This window comes from Paenibacillus sp. LPE1-1-1.1, from assembly GCF_040676435.1.
In the GTDB taxonomy this organism is placed as follows: Bacteria; Bacillota; Bacilli; order Paenibacillales; family Paenibacillaceae; genus Pristimantibacillus.
The window spans coordinates 1,664,593-1,682,454 of record NZ_JBEGHY010000001.1 but is presented as its reverse complement, the minus strand read 5'-3'; the positions used below and the strand labels follow the sequence as shown (position 1 = coordinate 1,682,454).

At 49.9% G+C, this 17,862-nt stretch carries 14 protein-coding genes; 11 read left to right on the top strand and 3 right to left on the bottom strand.

The window, feature by feature from the left end; translation table 11 throughout:
- Positions 1–81: 81 nt before the first annotated feature.
- From MRBLPE1_RS07310 to ppk1, 3 genes are all read left to right on the top strand, one after another.
- On the top strand, positions 82–546 hold the full coding sequence (locus tag MRBLPE1_RS07310; protein WP_364143426.1) for an acyl-CoA thioesterase: 465 nt from the start codon (positions 82–84) through the stop codon (positions 544–546).
- 69 nt (positions 547–615) lie between these two features.
- On the top strand, positions 616–1,008 hold the full coding sequence (locus MRBLPE1_RS07305) for an FxsA family protein (protein WP_364143423.1): 393 nt from the start codon (positions 616–618) through the stop codon (positions 1,006–1,008).
- Positions 1,009–1,170: 162 nt separating this feature from the next.
- On the top strand, positions 1,171–3,237 hold the full coding sequence (gene ppk1 / locus MRBLPE1_RS07300; protein ID WP_364143420.1) for a polyphosphate kinase 1: 2,067 nt from the start codon (positions 1,171–1,173) through the stop codon (positions 3,235–3,237).
- Here the strand turns inward: ppk1 and MRBLPE1_RS07295 are convergent.
- Entirely contained in the window at positions 3,209–4,756 is a 1,548-nt protein-coding gene (locus tag MRBLPE1_RS07295; RefSeq protein WP_364143417.1) for a Ppx/GppA family phosphatase, read from the bottom strand. The genes ppk1 and MRBLPE1_RS07295 overlap by 29 nt on opposite strands.
- A gap of 305 nt (positions 4,757–5,061) precedes the next feature.
- On the opposite strand from MRBLPE1_RS07295, the gene citZ reads away from it, so the two are divergent.
- From citZ to MRBLPE1_RS07260, 7 genes are all read left to right on the top strand, one after another.
- Positions 5,062–6,174, top strand: a complete 1,113-nt coding sequence (gene citZ, locus MRBLPE1_RS07290) for a citrate synthase (protein WP_364143414.1) — start codon at positions 5,062–5,064, stop codon at positions 6,172–6,174.
- A 168-nt stretch (positions 6,175–6,342) separates the two neighbouring features.
- On the top strand, positions 6,343–7,638 hold the full coding sequence (gene icd, locus MRBLPE1_RS07285; protein ID WP_364143411.1) for an NADP-dependent isocitrate dehydrogenase: 1,296 nt from the start codon (positions 6,343–6,345) through the stop codon (positions 7,636–7,638).
- A 486-nt stretch (positions 7,639–8,124) separates the two neighbouring features.
- Complete coding sequence (gene mdh / locus MRBLPE1_RS07280) at positions 8,125–9,066, top strand: malate dehydrogenase (protein WP_364143408.1); 942 nt, start codon at positions 8,125–8,127, stop codon at positions 9,064–9,066.
- Between the two features lie 123 nt (positions 9,067–9,189).
- Complete coding sequence (recQ, locus tag MRBLPE1_RS07275) at positions 9,190–11,343, top strand: DNA helicase RecQ (RefSeq protein WP_364143406.1); 2,154 nt, start codon at positions 9,190–9,192, stop codon at positions 11,341–11,343.
- A 217-nt stretch (positions 11,344–11,560) separates the two neighbouring features.
- Complete coding sequence (locus MRBLPE1_RS07270; protein WP_364143403.1) at positions 11,561–11,989, top strand: hypothetical protein; 429 nt, start codon at positions 11,561–11,563, stop codon at positions 11,987–11,989.
- 40 nt (positions 11,990–12,029) lie between these two features.
- Positions 12,030–12,986 carry a sugar kinase gene (locus tag MRBLPE1_RS07265; RefSeq protein WP_364143400.1) on the top strand — a complete coding sequence of 319 codons (957 nt, stop codon included), beginning with the start codon at positions 12,030–12,032 and terminating at the stop codon, positions 12,984–12,986.
- A gap of 2 nt (positions 12,987–12,988) precedes the next feature.
- Positions 12,989–13,771, top strand: coding sequence for a DeoR/GlpR family DNA-binding transcription regulator (locus tag MRBLPE1_RS07260; RefSeq protein ID WP_364143397.1), 783 nt, complete (start codon positions 12,989–12,991; stop codon positions 13,769–13,771).
- 246 nt (positions 13,772–14,017) lie between these two features.
- On the opposite strand, the gene nagA is transcribed toward MRBLPE1_RS07260, so the two are convergent.
- Together nagA and nagB are read right to left on the bottom strand one after the other, a co-directional pair.
- Positions 14,018–15,208, bottom strand: a complete 1,191-nt coding sequence (gene nagA / locus MRBLPE1_RS07255) for an N-acetylglucosamine-6-phosphate deacetylase (protein WP_364143394.1) — start codon at positions 15,206–15,208, stop codon at positions 14,018–14,020.
- Positions 15,209–15,934 carry a glucosamine-6-phosphate deaminase gene (gene nagB / locus MRBLPE1_RS07250; RefSeq protein WP_364143392.1) on the bottom strand — a complete coding sequence of 242 codons (726 nt, stop codon included), beginning with the start codon at positions 15,932–15,934 and terminating at the stop codon, positions 15,209–15,211. It lies immediately after the preceding gene.
- A gap of 334 nt (positions 15,935–16,268) precedes the next feature.
- On the opposite strand from nagB, the gene MRBLPE1_RS07245 reads away from it, so the two are divergent.
- A complete protein-coding gene (locus tag MRBLPE1_RS07245) occupies positions 16,269–17,762 on the top strand; it encodes a phytoene desaturase family protein (RefSeq protein WP_364143390.1) in 1,494 nt (497 codons plus the stop codon).
- The last annotated feature ends 100 nt before the right edge of the window (positions 17,763–17,862 follow it).

Sequence of the window (17,862 nt, the reverse complement as noted above, 5' to 3'; positions counted from 1 at the left end):
AAGCGATGGTGATCTCACCGTCGCTTTTTGTTAATCTAACCGTACATAAATGAAAAAATCCAATCTCGGGGAGGTACAAATATGCTAGCCGCTTCCAGCTGGTTCACGCATCCGCTTCGCGTCCGATATCAAGAAACCGATCAAATGGGAGTCGTGTTCCATGGGAATTATGTAACTTGGTTCGAAATTGGACGTACAGAATGGATAAGAAACGCAGGTTATAATTATAAAGATATAGAAGAACGGGGCTTACTGCTTCCGGTTGTCGATTTGCAATGCCGCTATGTTCTTCCTGCACGTTACGATGATACGATACTGGTTTGCACGCGAATAGCAGCCTGCACGCCCGTACGCGTTACGTTTGAATCACAGGTAAGAAGGGTAGAGGCATCAGACTTTCAAGCAGCGGAAATCGCGGCTGGCGAGCAGCTGCCTGGAGAGCTGCTAGTCGAGGGCGGTACCAAGCATGTATGGGTCAACGCCGAATGGCAGCCCGCACGATTAAACAAAGTAATGCCGGATTTATACCATTTGCTTACAAAGTAGATTGCTTCGCAAACAAAGCCTATGCTTACGAAGTAAGTTTGCTTCGCAAACTTTGAAGGAGGTCCAACCATGTACAAATGGCTGTTGGGTTTTTTTATTGTTGTTCCCGTAATCGAGCTGTGGGGCATTTATCAAATGGGCAGCTGGATCGGCGGTTGGAATACATTTTTTATTCTAATCGCAATGGGGTTGGCCGGAGCCTATTTAGCGCGTGCGGAAGGCCGCAGGGTTTGGGTTGAGGCGCAGCGTCAAATGCAAGCAGGACAAATACCCGGACAAACGATGCTGGATGGACTTTGCGTGCTTGCAGGGGGCTTATTGCTGTTAATGCCAGGATTTTTGTCGGATATCGCGGGCATTACCCTTCTATTCCCCGTTACGCGAGTTTTCTATAGGCAGCTTATGCTGCAATGGCTCGAAAAAAGGATGCGAAACGGCAATTTTAAGATCGGAAGGTTCTAATGTTTACGCCGCATTTACAAAAGGTTAACATGGAAATAATAGTTATCCCTCATAATGAGATAGATAGGTGTCGTTTCCTGCCGCAGCATTCTTGAAATGCATGTTGGAGCGTATGCTTAAGAAGCAGGTTGATTCCGCAAAATTACTCAGGAGGCGTGAGAAATGACCAAGCTTTTGTCCAACTATGTAAATCGAGATCTAAGTTGGATCGAATTCAACCGAAGAGTTCTCCAAGAAGCTCAGGATCCCGGCAATCCTTTGCTCGAGAGAGCTAAGTTTTTGGCAATCGTTACGAGCAACTTAGATGAATTCATGAGTGTAAGAGTTGCAGGCATACAAATGCAGATGAGAGCCGGCTTGTCCAAAATGGATTTCACGGGCTATACGCCGTCCGGTCTTTGGAAAAGGCTCATTAAACGTACGACGCAAATGATTCATGAACAATACCGTACATATAGAGAAGTATTTCGCGGCTTGAGCCGCGAAGGGATATTTATCCGTTCGTTCGAGGAGCTCAACGTTTCGCAGACGAAGGCGGTCTCGGACTATTTTCATGAAATCGTATTTCCTGTCCTAACCCCGATGGCCGTCGACCAAAGCAGGCCGTTTCCGCTGGTTCATACCAAAGAGTTGTACTTGGCCGTGCTCTTGAGGCAAGAAGGAGATCCGTCCGAGGAGGAGCCCCTGTTTGCGATTGTTCAGGTGCCGTCCATCCTGCCTAGGTTTGTACCCGTACCCGGAAGAATCAACAGCAAGAAGACCGAATTCGTGCTGCTTGAAGATTTAATCGAACAATTCATCGATACGTTATTCAACGGTTATATCCCTTTCTCCGTTAATGCATTCCGTCTCACTAGGGATGCGGATATTACGCTGAACGAAGAGGATGCGGAGGATCTTCTCGAGGAGATCGAGAAGGAGCTTCGCCGCCGCCGCTGGGGTATTCCGGTAAGGCTGGAGGTAGCCAAGGGCACGCATCCTTATGCGCTCGAGATGCTTACGGAAGAGCTGGAAATCGAAGATAATTTATTCGAAATCGACGGACCGCTTGATTTAAGTTTTTTGATGAAATTCGCGGGCGCTGTTCCGGGCAACGATAATTTAAGGTACGAGAAGCTGGAGCCTGTCTATCCAAGGGAGTTCGATGATACGGACGATATGTTTGAAGTCATCCGCCAGCGTGACGTGCTCATGTACCATCCCTACGAGTCGTTCGATGCGGTGAATGATTTTGTCATGCAAGCCGCTTATGACCCGAACGTATTGGCGATAAAAATGACCTTATACCGAGTCAGCGGCCAATCTGCGCTCGTTCAAGCGCTTGCAAAGGCTGGCGAAGCCGGGAAACAGGTAACGGTTGTTGTAGAGCTAAAAGCAAGGTTTGATGAGGAACGGAACATTGCCTGGGCGCGTCAGTTGGAGAAGGCGGGCTGTCATGTCGTGTATGGCCTGGTCGGATTAAAAACGCATGCGAAAATATTGCTAGTCGTTAGGCGGGAGCACGGCACTCTTCGCCGTTATGTCCATGTAGGCACCGGCAATTATAATGATAGTACGGCTACTTTGTATACGGACATCGGACTTTTCACATCGCATCCGATTATCGGCGGAGACGCTTCAGCCCTGTTTAATGAGGTGACTGGCTACTCTTCTCCCTATGAGTGGAAAGCCTTCGGCGTAGCGCCGTCGGATTTGAAAGAAAAGCTATACCGTCTGATTGACCGGGAAAGATTGAACGCGATAGCCGGTAAGCCGGCGCGCATTATCGCAAAAATGAACTCGCTCTCCAATCAGGAGATGATTGATAAGCTGTATGACGCTTCTCAAGCCGGCGTAAAAATCGTGCTGATCGTCCGCGGGGTTTGCTGCTTGCGGCCTGGCGTGCCGGGACGCAGCGAGAACATTCAGGTCATCAGTATCGTTGACCGATTCCTTGAGCATGCAAGAATCATGTATTTTTATAATGGCGGGGAAGAAGAGGTCTATTTGTCGAGCGCGGATTGGATGACCCGTAACCTGACAAGGCGGATCGAGCTTATGTGCCCTGTGTTTGATTCTACGCTCAGGCAGATTTTGATCAAAATGCTTCATCTTAACATTAATGACAATGTGAAGGCTCGCGAGCTGCAGCCGAACGGCACCTATGAACATATTTCAAGTGTTGATAAGGAGCCGTTCCGAAGTCAGTTCGAAGCGAAGGTTATATCGTCGTGGAAGGGACGTGCGTAGCCGTATAGTCAAGGCTCGGCGATACGCCCCATAGCTTTTTGAATTCGGCTCCAAGCTCTTCAACCTCGCGCCGCTCGACGGCCAGCGTACCTCGCGGCTGTATCGGGCGAAGCAGCAGCTGATTGCCTGACAAGTGGACATTGAGCTGCGCGATGGCCTGCGTTTCTCCGCGGTCAAGCGCAGCCGACAGCTGCAGCAGCGCGCCAAGCTTATAAATGACATCAAGGTCGGATTCGTTGAGCATCTCTTTATACTCGGAAATGTGCTGACGGGCCCGGCTTTTGCTTTTGTAAGAGGCAATGGCTGCTGTCATGATCATCTCCCGGTGGGTAAGCCCGTTTAGCTGGGAGTTAATAATGAGATAGAAAGAATGCCGCGCATATTCGTAATAATCGATGGATGCGCCAATTCGGAACAGCTGAGATGCCGTATCAAGCAGTACTCTGGTTTGCGTCGGCAGCGGATGGTTATAATTAAGCACATCATAAATCTCAAGCGAGATCCGGTTGACCTGAAGCACATGCTGCTTTGGCGCTTCCGGGTGCAAGGCGCTTAAATTAGTGAGGCTGTATTTCAACACATCTTCGAGCTTGGGACGATTGGGAAAACGTGTCGCATGGAATAAGCCGTCACGAAGCCCGGCCCCGCAAATACGGTAATAGGATGCTTTGGCGGCTCGGAAAAGCACTCTCAGAATAGCTACGCCCGGCACGACAACATCCGCGCGGTCTTTGGACAAGCCCGGAAGCTTGCGCCTTTTGTCGAGCGGGAGCTTGCGCATTTGATGGAACAGCTCATCGACCTGCACGCTTGTAACCGGATAGTTATGCGTTTGCGGGAAGGGATATTTATACGCGGCTTGATGCATTTTCCCTAATGCGCGCACGGTGCCGCCCACGCCTACCAGAGGCAATCCCGCGGTCTCGCCGATCCAAGACTCGGTACGGGCTGCCTCTTGGACAAGGGTTTCAAGCGCCTTGAGTTCATCGTCAGACAGCATGCCTTTCATTCCGAACCGTTTATTAAGACTAACGCAGCCAAACGGAAAAGAAACGGAACGAACGAGTGAGCGGTTACGGAACAAAGAAAGCTCGGTGCTGCCGCCTCCGATATCGATAAGCAGCCCGTCCCGGATATTCAGCGAGTTGATCATCCCCAGAAAACCGTACGAGGCCTCATCCTCGCCGGAGAGCAGTTCTATCTCCAAGCCTGTTTCGGCTTTGATGCGCCCAAGGATTTCAGAGCGGTTATTGGCATTTCGAATGGCTGCCGTAGCGACAGCTCGAATATTGCTTGTATGATTATGGGTGCAAATCATGGTAAAATGAGTCAGCGTGTCAATAAGCTCGTCGATCGCTGTACCCGGAAGACAGCCTTTTTCATCAATACGTTCGCTTAATCTGGCAGGCCGTTTGCTACTATCCGCCACTCGATGAGCACCATTTGCTGTCCTCTCGTATACGACGAGCCGGACTGAGTTGGAGCCTATGTCAATAATTCCAATGCGTTGTCCTGTCATATAGCGCCTCCAATACAGCGAATTTTGCTCGTTATGTTCTCTATTTGACATTTTACCACTATATTCGATTCAGTAAAAATAGTTTATGATACGGCTAAAATTGGAGCGAATAGGGAAAAATGCTGCTGGAGCATACGACACGACGTGGTGAAATAATAAGCGAAAAAAATATTAATGATGCCGATAAAGCATTTTTATGTCCGTATTTGTTCACTTCAGTGCCGAAATCATTTATGATTAAAGGCGACGGTACAAAAAACGAACCTTTTATTGTTTACGATACCCAAGTTAAAGGAGAGAGAACGATGACAGCAACTAAAGGATTAGAAGGCATTGTCGCAGCGGCGTCCTCCATCAGCTCGATTATTGATGGCGTACTGACATACCGTGGTATCGATATTGATGATCTCGCTGAAAACGCTACATTTGAAGAGGTCGCATATCTGCTTTGGTACGGAAAATTACCAACTCGTTCTGAACTTGATGGACTGCAAAAGCAGTTGGATCAATATGCAGCTATTCCGCAAGGCGTAATTGATCAAATTAAGCTATATCCTAAAGATACAAATTCGATGGCTGCTCTTCGGACAGCGGTATCCAGCCTAGCGCTGTATGATAGCTCCGCTAACGATATGTCCCCGGAAGCGAACCAATTGAAAGCAATTAAGTTGCAGGCACAACTGCCGACGATTATTGCTGCTTTTGCCCGCATCCGTCAAGGACAAGAACCGGTAGCTCCTAAACAAGGCGTCTCCGTCGCTTATAACTTCCTCTATATGCTTACTGGAAACGAGCCAGCTGAAGTTGCCGTTAAGGCGCTTGACCAAGCACTCGTTCTTCATGCTGACCACGAGTTGAACGCTTCGACGTTCGCGGCTCGCGTTACGGTCGCGACATTGTCTGACATCTATTCGGGCGTAACATCCGCAATCGGCGCCTTGAAGGGTCCTCTTCACGGCGGCGCAAACGAAGCCGTTATGGTGATGCTGGAAGAAATCGGTTCGGCAGCTAACGTTGAAAGCTTTATCAACAACGCGCTTGCAAACAAACATAAAATCATGGGCTTTGGTCACCGCGTTTACAAAAACGGCGATCCGCGCGCGAAACATTTGCAAAAAATGTCGCGCGAGCTTGGCAAGCTGACAGGCAACATGGAGCTTTACGAAATGTCTGTTAAGATTGAAGAGCTTGTAACGGGACAAAAGGGCTTGAAGCCAAATGTTGACTTCTACTCCGCTTCCGTATACACTACGCTTGAAATTCCGCGCGACCTGTTCACGCCAATATTCGCAATCAGCCGTGTATCCGGTTGGAGCGCTCATATCCTTGAGCAATACCAAGATAACCGTTTGATTCGTCCACGCGCAGACTACGTTGGACCGGTTAATGCGAAGTACATTCCGATCGAGCAGCGCTAATCGTAAATTATGATATAATTGAACGAGAGAGCGAACAGGCCGTTCGTCCTCTCATTCAAAATATAATCGTTTATAGGCGATACATATAAAAGATTATATTCCCACATGAACTAATATTAACTTTTATCTGCCTTAGAGGCAGGTACCATTCCAAGGAGGATTTCATTCATGCCACAGTTCGAAAAATTCGCGCTTCCAACAGAAGGCGAGCAAATTACAATTGACAACGGTGTTCTTCAAGTACCTAACAATCCGATTATCCCTTTCATCGAAGGCGACGGCACAGGCCGCGACATTTGGAAGGCTTCGAAACGCGCACTTGATGCAGCGGTAGAAAAAGCATACAACGGCGAGAAAAAAATCGCTTGGTACGAAGTATTCGCCGGCGAAAAAGCATTCAACGAGTACGGCGAGTGGCTTCCAGCTGATACGCTTACAGCTATCCGCGAATATATCGTAGCTATTAAAGGACCTTTGACAACGCCTATCGGCGGCGGTATCCGTTCTTTGAACGTTGCTCTTCGCCAAGAGCTTGATCTTTACACTTGCTTGCGTCCGGTTCGTTACTTCACAGGCGTACCATCCCCAGTAAAACGTCCGGAGCTTGTTGACATGGTTATCTTCCGTGAAAACACAGAGGACATTTACGCAGGTATCGAGTACCAAGAAGGTTCCGCAGAAGTGAAAAAAGTAATCGAGTTCCTGCAAAACGAAATGGGAGCAAACAAAATCCGCTTCCCTGAAACTTCCGGTATCGGCATCAAGCCAGTATCAAAAGAAGGTTCACAACGTCTTGTTCGCGCAGCGATCGAGTATGCGATCAAGCACGGCAAAAAATCCGTAACGCTAGTACACAAAGGCAACATCATGAAATATACAGAAGGCGCGTTCAAAAACTGGGGCTACGAAGTGGCTGAGCAAGAATTCGCTAACGAAACTTTCACATGGGGCGAGTACGACCGCATTAAAGAAGCAGAAGGCACTGACGCTGCTAACAAAGCACAAAAAGAAGCAGAAGCTGCTGGCAAGCTAATTGTTAAAGACGCAATCGCGGACATCGCTTTGCAGCAAGTTCTGACTCGTCCTACAGATTTCGATGTTATCGCAACATTGAACCTTAACGGCGACTACCTGTCTGATGCTCTTGCTGCCCAAGTCGGCGGTATCGGTATCGCTCCAGGCGCGAACATCAACTACTTGACTGGACACGCGATCTTCGAAGCAACTCACGGTACAGCTCCTAAATACGCTGACCTTGACGTAGTAAACCCAGGTTCCGTTATCCTTTCCGGCGTAATGCTTCTTGAGCACCTAGGCTGGCAGGAAGCGGCTGACCTTATCTATAAAGGTATGGAAGCTTCCATCCACAACAAAACAGTAACTTACGACTTCGCACGTTTGATGGAAGGCGCAACAGAAGTAAAATGTTCCGCATTCGCAGACGAAATCATCAAAAACATGTAGTTCGTTCCTTATCTTATTAAAGGGGAGTCCCCCCACAACTTTTCAATTGCATCCCTAATCTTTTCTAACTAACCAGGAATGAGGTCCCGCAAGGGACACATTCCTGTTCTTCTCTCTAGGAATGGCGTCCCGCAGGACAATTCCCGTTCCTGCTCTCGCAAGTGGGGAATGGCGTCCCGTAAGGGACAAATCCCGTTCCTGCTCTTGCAAGTGGGGAATGGCGTCCCGCAAGGGACAATTCCCTGCCAGAAGCGTAAAGCGTGTCCCGCAGGGACGAAAGCGAGTAATGCTCAACAGTAGCAAAGATGCGCCGGTCAAACTCCCACGTTCGTCCAATTGGCAGGTGTCCAGAGGGCGCAGCGCCTCGGGGTCCTCCCTTGGAAGGGAGGATTTAGGTGGGTTCGAAAAGCACTTAAGGATTCCAAATGAAAAATGGGGGTCAAAGGGGTCTCCCCTTTAAAATAATGATAGGAGGATTTACACAAGATGGCTATAACCCGTAAAAAAATCACAGTCGTAGGAGCTGGCTTCACAGGCGCTACAACTGCACTAATGCTGGCTCAAAAAGAACTAGGTGATGTTGTTCTTGTCGATATCGCACAACTTGAGAACCCGACTAAGGGTAAGGCGCTTGATATGCTTGAAGCTACTCCGGTACTAGGTGTAGACGCTAACATCATCGGTACGTCTAACTACGATGACGCGAAGGATTCTGATGTTGTCATCATTACCGCGGGTATCGCCCGCAAACCAGGCATGAGCCGCGATGATCTTGTCAACACAAACGCGGGCATCGTGAAATCGGTTTGCGAAAACATCAAAGCTACAAGCCCTAACGCTTACGTTATCATCCTAAGCAACCCGGTTGATGCGATGACTTATGCGGCATTCCAAACGCTTGGATTTCCCAAAAACCGCGTAATCGGTCAATCCGGCGTACTTGATACGGCACGCTACTGCACATTTATTGCGCAAGAGCTGAATGTGTCCGTTGAAGATGTTCGCGGCTTCGTGCTTGGCGGACACGGCGATGATATGGTTCCTCTCGTCCGTTACTCGAACGTTGGCGGTATTCCAATCGAAAAACTGATTCCAGCGGATCGTATTGAAGCTATCGTACAACGCGCACGCGTCGGCGGCGGCGAAATCGTTAATTTGCTTGGCAACGGCAGTGCATACTATGCGCCTGCAGCTTCCCTTGTGCAAATGACGGAAGCCATCCTTAAAGACAAAAAACGCATTATACCGGTAATCGCTTTGCTTGAAGGCGAATACGGTTATGATAATCTGTTCATGGGCGTTCCGACAATCATTGGCGGCGACGGCATCGAGAAAGTGCTAGAGCTTGATTTGACTGCTGAGGAAAAAGCGGCGCTTGATAAATCAGCGCAATCCGTTCGCAATGTTATCCAAGTCGTAACTGGCTAATTAACAAGCTGCGCGCAGATAAAATAAATGAATGCGTTTGGGAGGACCCTGACAGAATGCTGCCAGGGTCCTCTTGTTTATTTTTCAAAGCGTAAAAGTCATGGTTTAGAAGGAGGGTTCAGGTTGATCGAACAAGCGAGAGAAGCATTGAAACGGGTATACGGCTACGATTCCTTCCGTAAAGGGCAAGAGGATATTATTTCGGGGATTTTGCAAGGGCGCGACACGTTAGCCATTCTGCCAACCGGCGGAGGGAAATCGATTTGCTATCAAATTCCATCGATGCTGATGCCGGGCACGTCACTTGTGATATCGCCGCTAATTTCGTTGATGAAGGATCAGGTGGATGCCTTGCGGCGGGTAGGCGTGTCCGCGGCGTTTCTTAACAGCTCTTTGGGAGCTGCGGAATATCGCGATGTCATGCGAAATGCCATGCAGGGCGAATATAAGCTGTTATACGTCGCACCGGAACGACTTGACGCGCCGATGTTCCAATCGTTGTCAGAGCAGCTTTCCATCCCGCTAATCGCGATCGACGAGGCTCACTGCGTCTCGCAGTGGGGGCATGATTTTAGGCCAAGCTACCGACAGCTTGCAGGCTGGATAGCGCGGATGAAGGACCGGCCGCTTGTAGCTGCGTTTACGGCTACGGCAACGACCGAGGTTGCGGCAGACATTTCAGACATGCTGAAGCTTCGTGACCCGAGCGTATTTGTAACGGGGTTTGCCAGACCCAACCTTTCGTTATCCGTGGTTACGGGCGTGGAAAAGAAGAAGTTTCTTGAGAGCTATGTGGCCGGACGCAAGGAACAATCCGGCATCATCTATGCGGCAACCCGCAAAGAAGTCGAGAATGTTTATGAGCAGCTGACGCGGCGCGGCATTCAAGCCGGCAAATACCATGGCGGCTTGTCCGATGCGGAACGGGCCGATACGCAGGAGAAATTCCGGTTTGATGACATTCGCGTCATGGTCGCCACGAATGCGTTCGGCATGGGAATCGATAAGCCGAATGTTCGGTACGTGCTGCATTGGCAAATGACCAGCGACATCGAATCCTACTATCAAGAAGCGGGACGTGCGGGCCGCGACGGCGAAGAGAGTGAATGCATTCTTTTGTTCGAGCCTGCTGATATGCAGGTGCAGCGCTTTCTGATCGAACAGGGCACAGGAGATTCGGACCGAAAGTCTATTCAACTCTCTAAGCTGAATACGATGATGAATTTCAGCCGTACCCAGCGCTGCTTACAGCAATTTATCGTCGATTATTTTGGTGAAACAGGCGTTGAAGCTTGCGGCAAATGCAGCAGCTGCCTTGATAAGAGCGAGCCTGTCAATCGGACAGAGGAAGCGAAGATGGCGCTCTCTTGCGTTGGCCGGATGAAAGGCCGCTTCGGGGTAACGATGGCAGCTAAAGTCCTGAAGGGTTCGAGAGACAAGCGTCTGCTTGAGTTTGGGCTGGACCGGTTGTCCACCTACGGCTTGATGCGCCATTTGCCCGAGAAAGAAATCGCGGATTGGCTTTATTGGCTCGTATCAGAAGGTTATTTAAAGCTGAGCGACGGGCAATACCCGGTCGTTTCTTTAACCGCGAACGCGCTTCCGGTGCTGGAAGGCCGCGAATCGATCATGCAGAGAGTAAGGGCTACCGTAAGGCAAGCCGTATCTGGCGACAGCGCGAACGCGTCTCCATTGTTCGATGCGCTAAAGCAGTGGCGCAAAGAAAAAGCAGCGGCGGAAGGCGTACCGCCATTTATGCTTTTCTTCGACGCTACGCTTCGGGAAATTGCCAATGCTCAGCCGCAATCGGTTGACCAGCTGTTAAGCGTGAAGGGAATCGGCGCGGCAAAAGCGGAGAAATACGGTGAGGATTTGCTCGCAATCATACGATCTTTTGAAGGCGAAGGTAAGACGGCCGCGAAAATTTTGAACGTCCCGCGGGATGCATCGGCATTAAATAAAAGTTCGGACGGCGATGAGCAGCCGAGCCATTTGGCGACGCTTGCGCTTTTTTCGGCGGGACAGGAACCGGATGAGATCGCAAAAGAACGCGGTTTAAGCAAAGTGACGGTAGAGGGCCATATTATTCGCTGTGCGGATGAAGGCGAGGACGTGGACTGGAGCCGGATTATCCCAGAGGAATATGAGCAATTGATCGTAGAAGCCATTGGCGAGCAAGGCACGGAGAAGCTGCGGCCGATCAAGGATGCTTTGCCCGAGGAAGTTACTTATTTTGCAATCCATGGGGTTATGAGCAAATACGGTTTCAAAGGATAAAAAGGGAGTTCATCTAGATTATTGAAGTCATTTGCCGCAAGGTGTGAAAATTTCGGGAACGATTCAGAATTAGTTGTGCATTCGCATGTATAAAAGCCCGGATTGGGAGCGTAGTCATTTGAAAAAAATCTCGTTTCTGATAAACTAATCGATATACACAATTTTGGCAGGAGTGGATCGTCGTTGATTACGCTTTACCAAAACAGGAGGAGTAAAAATGGATAATGCAATGTTATTTTTGCATGTATTAGGTGCAGTTGGCATGGGGTTTTATATCGTGCTGCCTATCATGATCGGCAGAGCCTCTAAGCTGGCCGGACTTGGACAAGGAGGTCTGGCGGAAGGTTTGCTTTCGGCAAATCGCATCGCTCAGTATTTTCTAATTCTACAGCTGCTAACGGGCGGCTACTTGATGTCGCAAGCCGATTACAGCGTAGTTTGGATGGTGATTATCATCCTGCTTTTCCTCGGCATAGCCGCGCTGGGCGGAATTATTTCGAAGCCGCTTAAGCTGGTCGTAGCATCTATTCAAGATGGCAAGAGCGCAACTACGCACATCGGCAAAGCTCGTGTCTTGAGCATCATCGTGTTGGTACTGTATATTGCGATCATTTACTTCATGATGTTTCCAATGGCTGAAGTTTAATTCGTTTTTTGATTATAAAACGTTGTAGGGGGATTTTAACGTGCATGAATCATCACCGCAAATTGTAACGTTTGGCGAATCCATGGCTCTATTTATGCCGCAGGAGCATAAGTCGATTGAACGTGCCGCGACGCTTGAACAAAGCTTCGGCGGAGCGGAAAGCAATGTCGCAATTGGACTTGCACGTCTAGGTACCTCCGTGGGCTGGTTCGGCGCGCTGGGCGATGACCCGTTCGGCAAGATTATTTTGAAGACGCTGCGCGGTGAAGGCGTTGACGTATCGCGCGCGCAGCTCAGCACAGAAGCGCCGACAGGCATGATGTTCCGTGAGCATGTGGCGGGCAGATTGGCTGTCCATTATTTCAGAAAGCATTCGGCGGCAAGTCGGATGCTGCCTGAGGACTTGGACGAGAATTATATTCGAGGCGCTAAGCTGCTTCATGTAACCGGTATCACGGCTGCGCTAAGCGAGGATTGCCGGAAGACACTGCGCCGCGCGGTTGATATCGCGAAGGAAGCAGGCGTTCTCGTCAGCTTTGATCCCAACCTGCGTCTAAAGCTGTGGCCGATTGAGCAGGCGAGGGAGATTCTTTTGCCGTTTGCCGCAGACGCGGATTACTTTTTGCCTGGCTGGGACGAGCTTAAGCTCTTGTATGATACGGATGACTATGAACATATCAAAGGTCAGCTGACGCAGCTGAAAGCTGTGTCTATTATTAAAGGCAGAGGCGATACAACGGTCGTACTGAACAACGGGCAAGAGGAGAGCTTGCCGTTTTACCCAGCCGAACAGGTCGTGGATACGGTCGGTGCGGGAGACGGCTTTTGCGCGGGCTTTTTGGCAGGCATCATGAAAGGCTTATCTCCCGTGGAGGCGGTACGCCTTGCCAGCATTAACGGTTCATTAGTCGTGCAGATGCGCGGTGACTGGGAAGCTTTGCCGGAGTGGAGCGTCGTTGAGCAGCGGATGTCCGCCAAAGCCTGGGTGGAGCGCTAAAAATGGCTGATGCAATAGGAAACAAGGGGCAGCGCCGCCGCGAGGCTGTTCTGCAGCTATTAAAACAGCAGGGAAGAGTTACGATTCCTGAAATGGTTGAACGCTTTGGCTGTTCGGAAGCAACGGCCCGCCGGGATTTGGAACAGATGGAAGCCGAATATCCCGTTATCCGCACGATCGGCGGAGCGATGTACGATGGCATGAATTCGGTGAGGGATTTGCCGTTTGCGGAGAAGGAAGGCTTATCGATTCTGGAGAAGGAACGTGTAGCCGAGCTTGCAGCTTCTTTGATCGTGGAAGGCGACGTGATCGGCTTGTCGGGAGGCACGACCAATTTTCTCATCGCCAAGACATTAAAGTCCCGGAAGGGCATAACGGTCGTAACGAATGCGGTTAATATCGCCATGGAGCTCGCGGGAAGCGATATTCAAGTCGTCGTAACCGGTGGCATTATGCGCCACAACAGCTTCGAGCTGTGCGGCCCGCTTGGCGAGGGCATGGTAGCCCATTTGCATATCGGCAAAATGTTTATCGGCGTTGACGGTATTTCTGCCGCAAGCGGCATTACGACTTATTCGGAGCAAGAAGCGCAAATTGCTAAAGCACTAATTAAGCGTTCGCAAGCGGCCTACGCCGTTTTCGATCATACCAAAACAGATCGCGCTTCGTTGTTCTCCATTGCTTCCCTTGCCGAGCTGCGCGGTGTTATTACAGATCTCCCGCTTACCGAGGAGCTGGCGGAAGTGATGAAGCAGCAGGGGATTTCGGTATATGTAACGGGCTGATCACTTCCTTGCTTTTGCTAAAAAAGACGGTATTTCCCGAGTCGGGAGATGCCGTCTTTTTTTCTATATCAAAGCCAGTGCTTACGCCTGCCCATGCGGGTCATTACATTTTATTAATCGAGCCTACAGTATCATTCGTATCGCCATTTACGAAAATAATATGTTGCGTGACCTTCTATCTGGATAATAAAAAGAAAGCACGGGAGCTTAGATTTGCTTCCCGTGCTTTCTATTATGGATTATTTCCTATAGGCTGGCTTCAAAAACAGAACGGCCTTGAACCCAAGTTTGTTTGACTTGGAGCTGCGCATCGGTCCATACCAGATCGGCTTGCTTGCCGCATGCGATGGACCCTGTTCGGTCGCTAATGCCAAGCTGCTTCGCTGCGTTGCCGCTTGCTAACCGGCTGAGCTGCTCAAGGGGCAAGTTTGTGTGCTCATGCATGTAGCGAATCGCGCCGATCATCGTTAAACAACTGCCCGCCAAGGCATTTCCTTCGCGCAAGCGTGCTTCGCCTTCGTTTACGATAACGGCTAAGCCGCCTAGGCTGTACTCGCCATCGGGCATGCCGGCAGCAGCCATTGCGTCTGTGATCAGAATGACTTTGTCCAAGGGCTTCGCGGCAAGCACCAGCCGGATCGCGGCGGGATGAACATGGATGCCGTCGGCAATAAGCTCCGCGGCAATACGGTCATCGGTCAGCACCGCGCCGAGCGTACCCGGCTCGCGGTGATGCAGCCCCCGCATCGCGTTATACGTATGAACCGCCTGCGTTAAACCCGCATCGGCAGCGGCAATGACTTCCTCGTAAACCGCATCGGTATGTCCGCATGCGGTGTTGATGCCTCGCTCCGCCAGCCAAGCTATCGTCTCGATTGAGCCGCTTTTCTCGGGTGCAAGCGTAAGCTGGCGAATAAGCTCTGGCCATTTCGAATGCCACTCCTGCATCCATTCCAGCTGAGGCGTTTTGATATAAGCCGGATTTTGGGCGCCGGGCCATTTCTCGCTGATGAAAGGACCTTCCAAATGCACGCCGAGCAAAGCAGCATACGGCATATCATTGCTTCGGTACTCGGAGACGGCATGAAGCACGGCTTCTATCTCTTCCTTAGAGGCCGTCATCGTGGTAGCCAGCATTCCCGTCGTGCCCTGCGAGGCATGGAATTTCGTAATCGTATGATAGCTTTCTTGGGAGGCATCCATAAAATCAGATCCGTAGCCGCCGTGCACATGAACATCAATAAAGCCGGGAAACAGAAAGCCGCCTTGACCGTCAATGAGGGGAAGCTCCTCTGCAGCAGCAGCGGAGCCGTTAGCCTCGCCAGAAATAATCTGTGCTATTTTACCGTTCTGGACGATAACGCTGCCGGTTGCGACCCGGTCTTCCAGTACAATATTGATATTTCGAATAATCCAGTTTGCAGAGTTTGCAGTCATTTAAACTAACATCCTTCCAGCCTCGCGATCAAGCAGAACGATAACGCGAGCATGTGTTTGAAGCAGCGAAGCAGGCACGCTTGTGGTAATCGGACCCGTCAAAGCTTCCTTTACAATCTCCGCCTTGTCAGAGCCGCGGACGACCAATACGATGGTGTTTGCTTTCAAAATCGACCCGACGCCCATCGTAATGGCGTATTCTGGCACTTCATCCATCGAAGCGAAAAACCGTGCATTCGCCTCGCGCGTTTCTTTTTTTAGCTTTACCGCGTGAGTGCCGCCGGATAAATTGACATCCGGCTCATTAAAGCCGATATGGCCGTTGTGGCCGAGACCAAGCAGCTGGATATCGACGGGCTGTGATTCCAGCATGGCATTGTACCGGGCGGATTCTCCTTCCATGTCGGGAGCCATTCCGTTAGGCAGATGTGTTTGCGCAGCAGGGATATCGATATGTGAAAACAAATGCTTGTTCATATAATAAGCATAGCTTTGGTCATTTTCAGGCGTGATGCCGACATACTCATCCAAATTAAACGTCGTAACCTCTTTAAAGCTAACTTTATTTTCCTTGTACGACTCTACTATTTTGTCATAAATTCCAATGGGTGTCGATCCCGTGGCAAGGCCAAGCACCGCGTTTGGTTTTTCTTTGACCGTATTTATAAATAGCTGTGCGGCATAAGCGTCCAGTTCTTGCTGCGTGTCAAACATGAGCATTTCCATGTGTAGGCCTCCTTGATGGATTCGTTAGCTTTAGTTTATATGAGTTTCGACGGAATAACAATATAAAATGATTGTAAAAATCAATTAATTGATTGTAAAAATCATTTTGACATTGGACAAATTCTTGCTCCATCGCTAATAGGATAAAAGATAAGATCATTTTATGGATGGGCTCGACTTCCACTTCACAGAATAGCGAACAGTAAATTATGTACAATTTTGCATACATGGGGTGAAGCTCTTTGGACAGGAATAAGCTGCTGCCTAAGTTGGATGGACGTTCGTTGTCCGCCCGCGAGCCGGCAAAACGAGTACAGCGCAAGGAGGCAGCGGCATGGAAGCAGCAATCATAGGCGGCGGCATCGGCGGTATGGTCAGTGCGCTTTTGCTGGCAAGAGCAGGATCAAAGGTCACTTTATTTGAACGGCAGGAACGCTTGGGGGGAAGACTGGCATTCGAGCAGGATCAGCGCTATCGGATCGACCGCGGACCAACCATCGTACTACTGCCGGAAATGCTTCGCTCCATAGCTAGGGAAGCAGGCATCGGCGATGATGAATATGAGCTTATTCGCTGTGATCCGATGTATCGGATTCATTTTTCCGACGGATCGAGCTTAACCAAATGGACCGATACGGACCGCATGTCGGAGGAGCTGAACTCGCTCTCAGCCAAGGACAGCAGTGCTTTCCGCCGCTATATGCGGGATATGGATCCGCTCTTCCAAGAAGCGAAAGAGCATTTTCTAGAGAAAACGTTCCTGCAGCGTCATACGTACCTCTCTTGGCGGAATATGAAGCTTTTCGCGAAGCTGCGCTCTTATTTGAGCATGCGGCAAATGGCAGAAAGTTATTTTGGAGACAAGAGAGTGATCGACGCATTTTCCTTGCAGGCGCTGTATGCCGGCGGATTACCGTCAGGTTCTCCTTCCTTGTATACATTTATTCCCTATGCGGAGCATGCCTTCGGCATTTGGTATATGAAAGGCGGCTTTGCAAGCTTTGCGGCTGTGCTGGAGCGAGCGCTGTACCGCGAAAATATTAAGGTTTACATGGGCGCTCAGGGCGCGGTAAGGCAAATCGTAACCGCAAATGGCGAAGTAAAAGGTTTGCTGCTGGCGGACGGTACAAGGCATTCGTATGAGAACATCATTTATAACGGGGATTTTCCGCACTTGGCAGGAATGCTTCAAGGGGAAGCTGAACCGATCAAACAGCGTGAATTTGTTCCATCCTCCGGCTGCGTGCTGGTGTATGCCGGCATGAATAAGCGTTGGGAAAAAGGAGCTGGAAGGACGACGCATCAATTTGTCATGCCGGAATCTTTGCAGGATAGTCTCCGCGTTATCGCGGCGAAGCAAAAGCTCCCTGGAGAATCGGAGCCATTGCCCGCTTATTACCTGTTTAACCCTTGTGAAATCGACGATGAAGCTGCTCCTCCGGGGGAAACGGTGCTTTATTTTCTAATTCCGGCGCCGATACCGGTTGATCTTCACTCTTCTTATGATTGGAAGAAGGAAAGCAGCCTGCTGGCAGACCGGGTGCTCGCGGACGCAGAAGAGAAATTATTCCCCGGCTTAAGGGATGCTATCGTATGGAAAAAGATAAGAACGCCTCAAGATGGCTTGGGAGAAGGCTGGTATAGAGGGGGGAGCTTCGGGATTGCGCCGACTTGGTCGCAGTCGGGGGCGTTTCGGCCGCAGTATGCGCCTTATAACATAAAAGGATTATACAGCGTAGGCGCTTCTATGCATCCGGGCAGCGGCGTGCCGCTCGTGATGCAGGGAGCAAAAATGCTGGTGAACCATTTGCTAGAGGAGCGGGCTTGATCGAAGATGATATTGCTGAAGAAGGGGCAACCCGTGTTTTTTATGTTTATTAACGCTTGATATTTGTCAAAGTCATGAAGCCGGGAGCGAGAAACAAAAA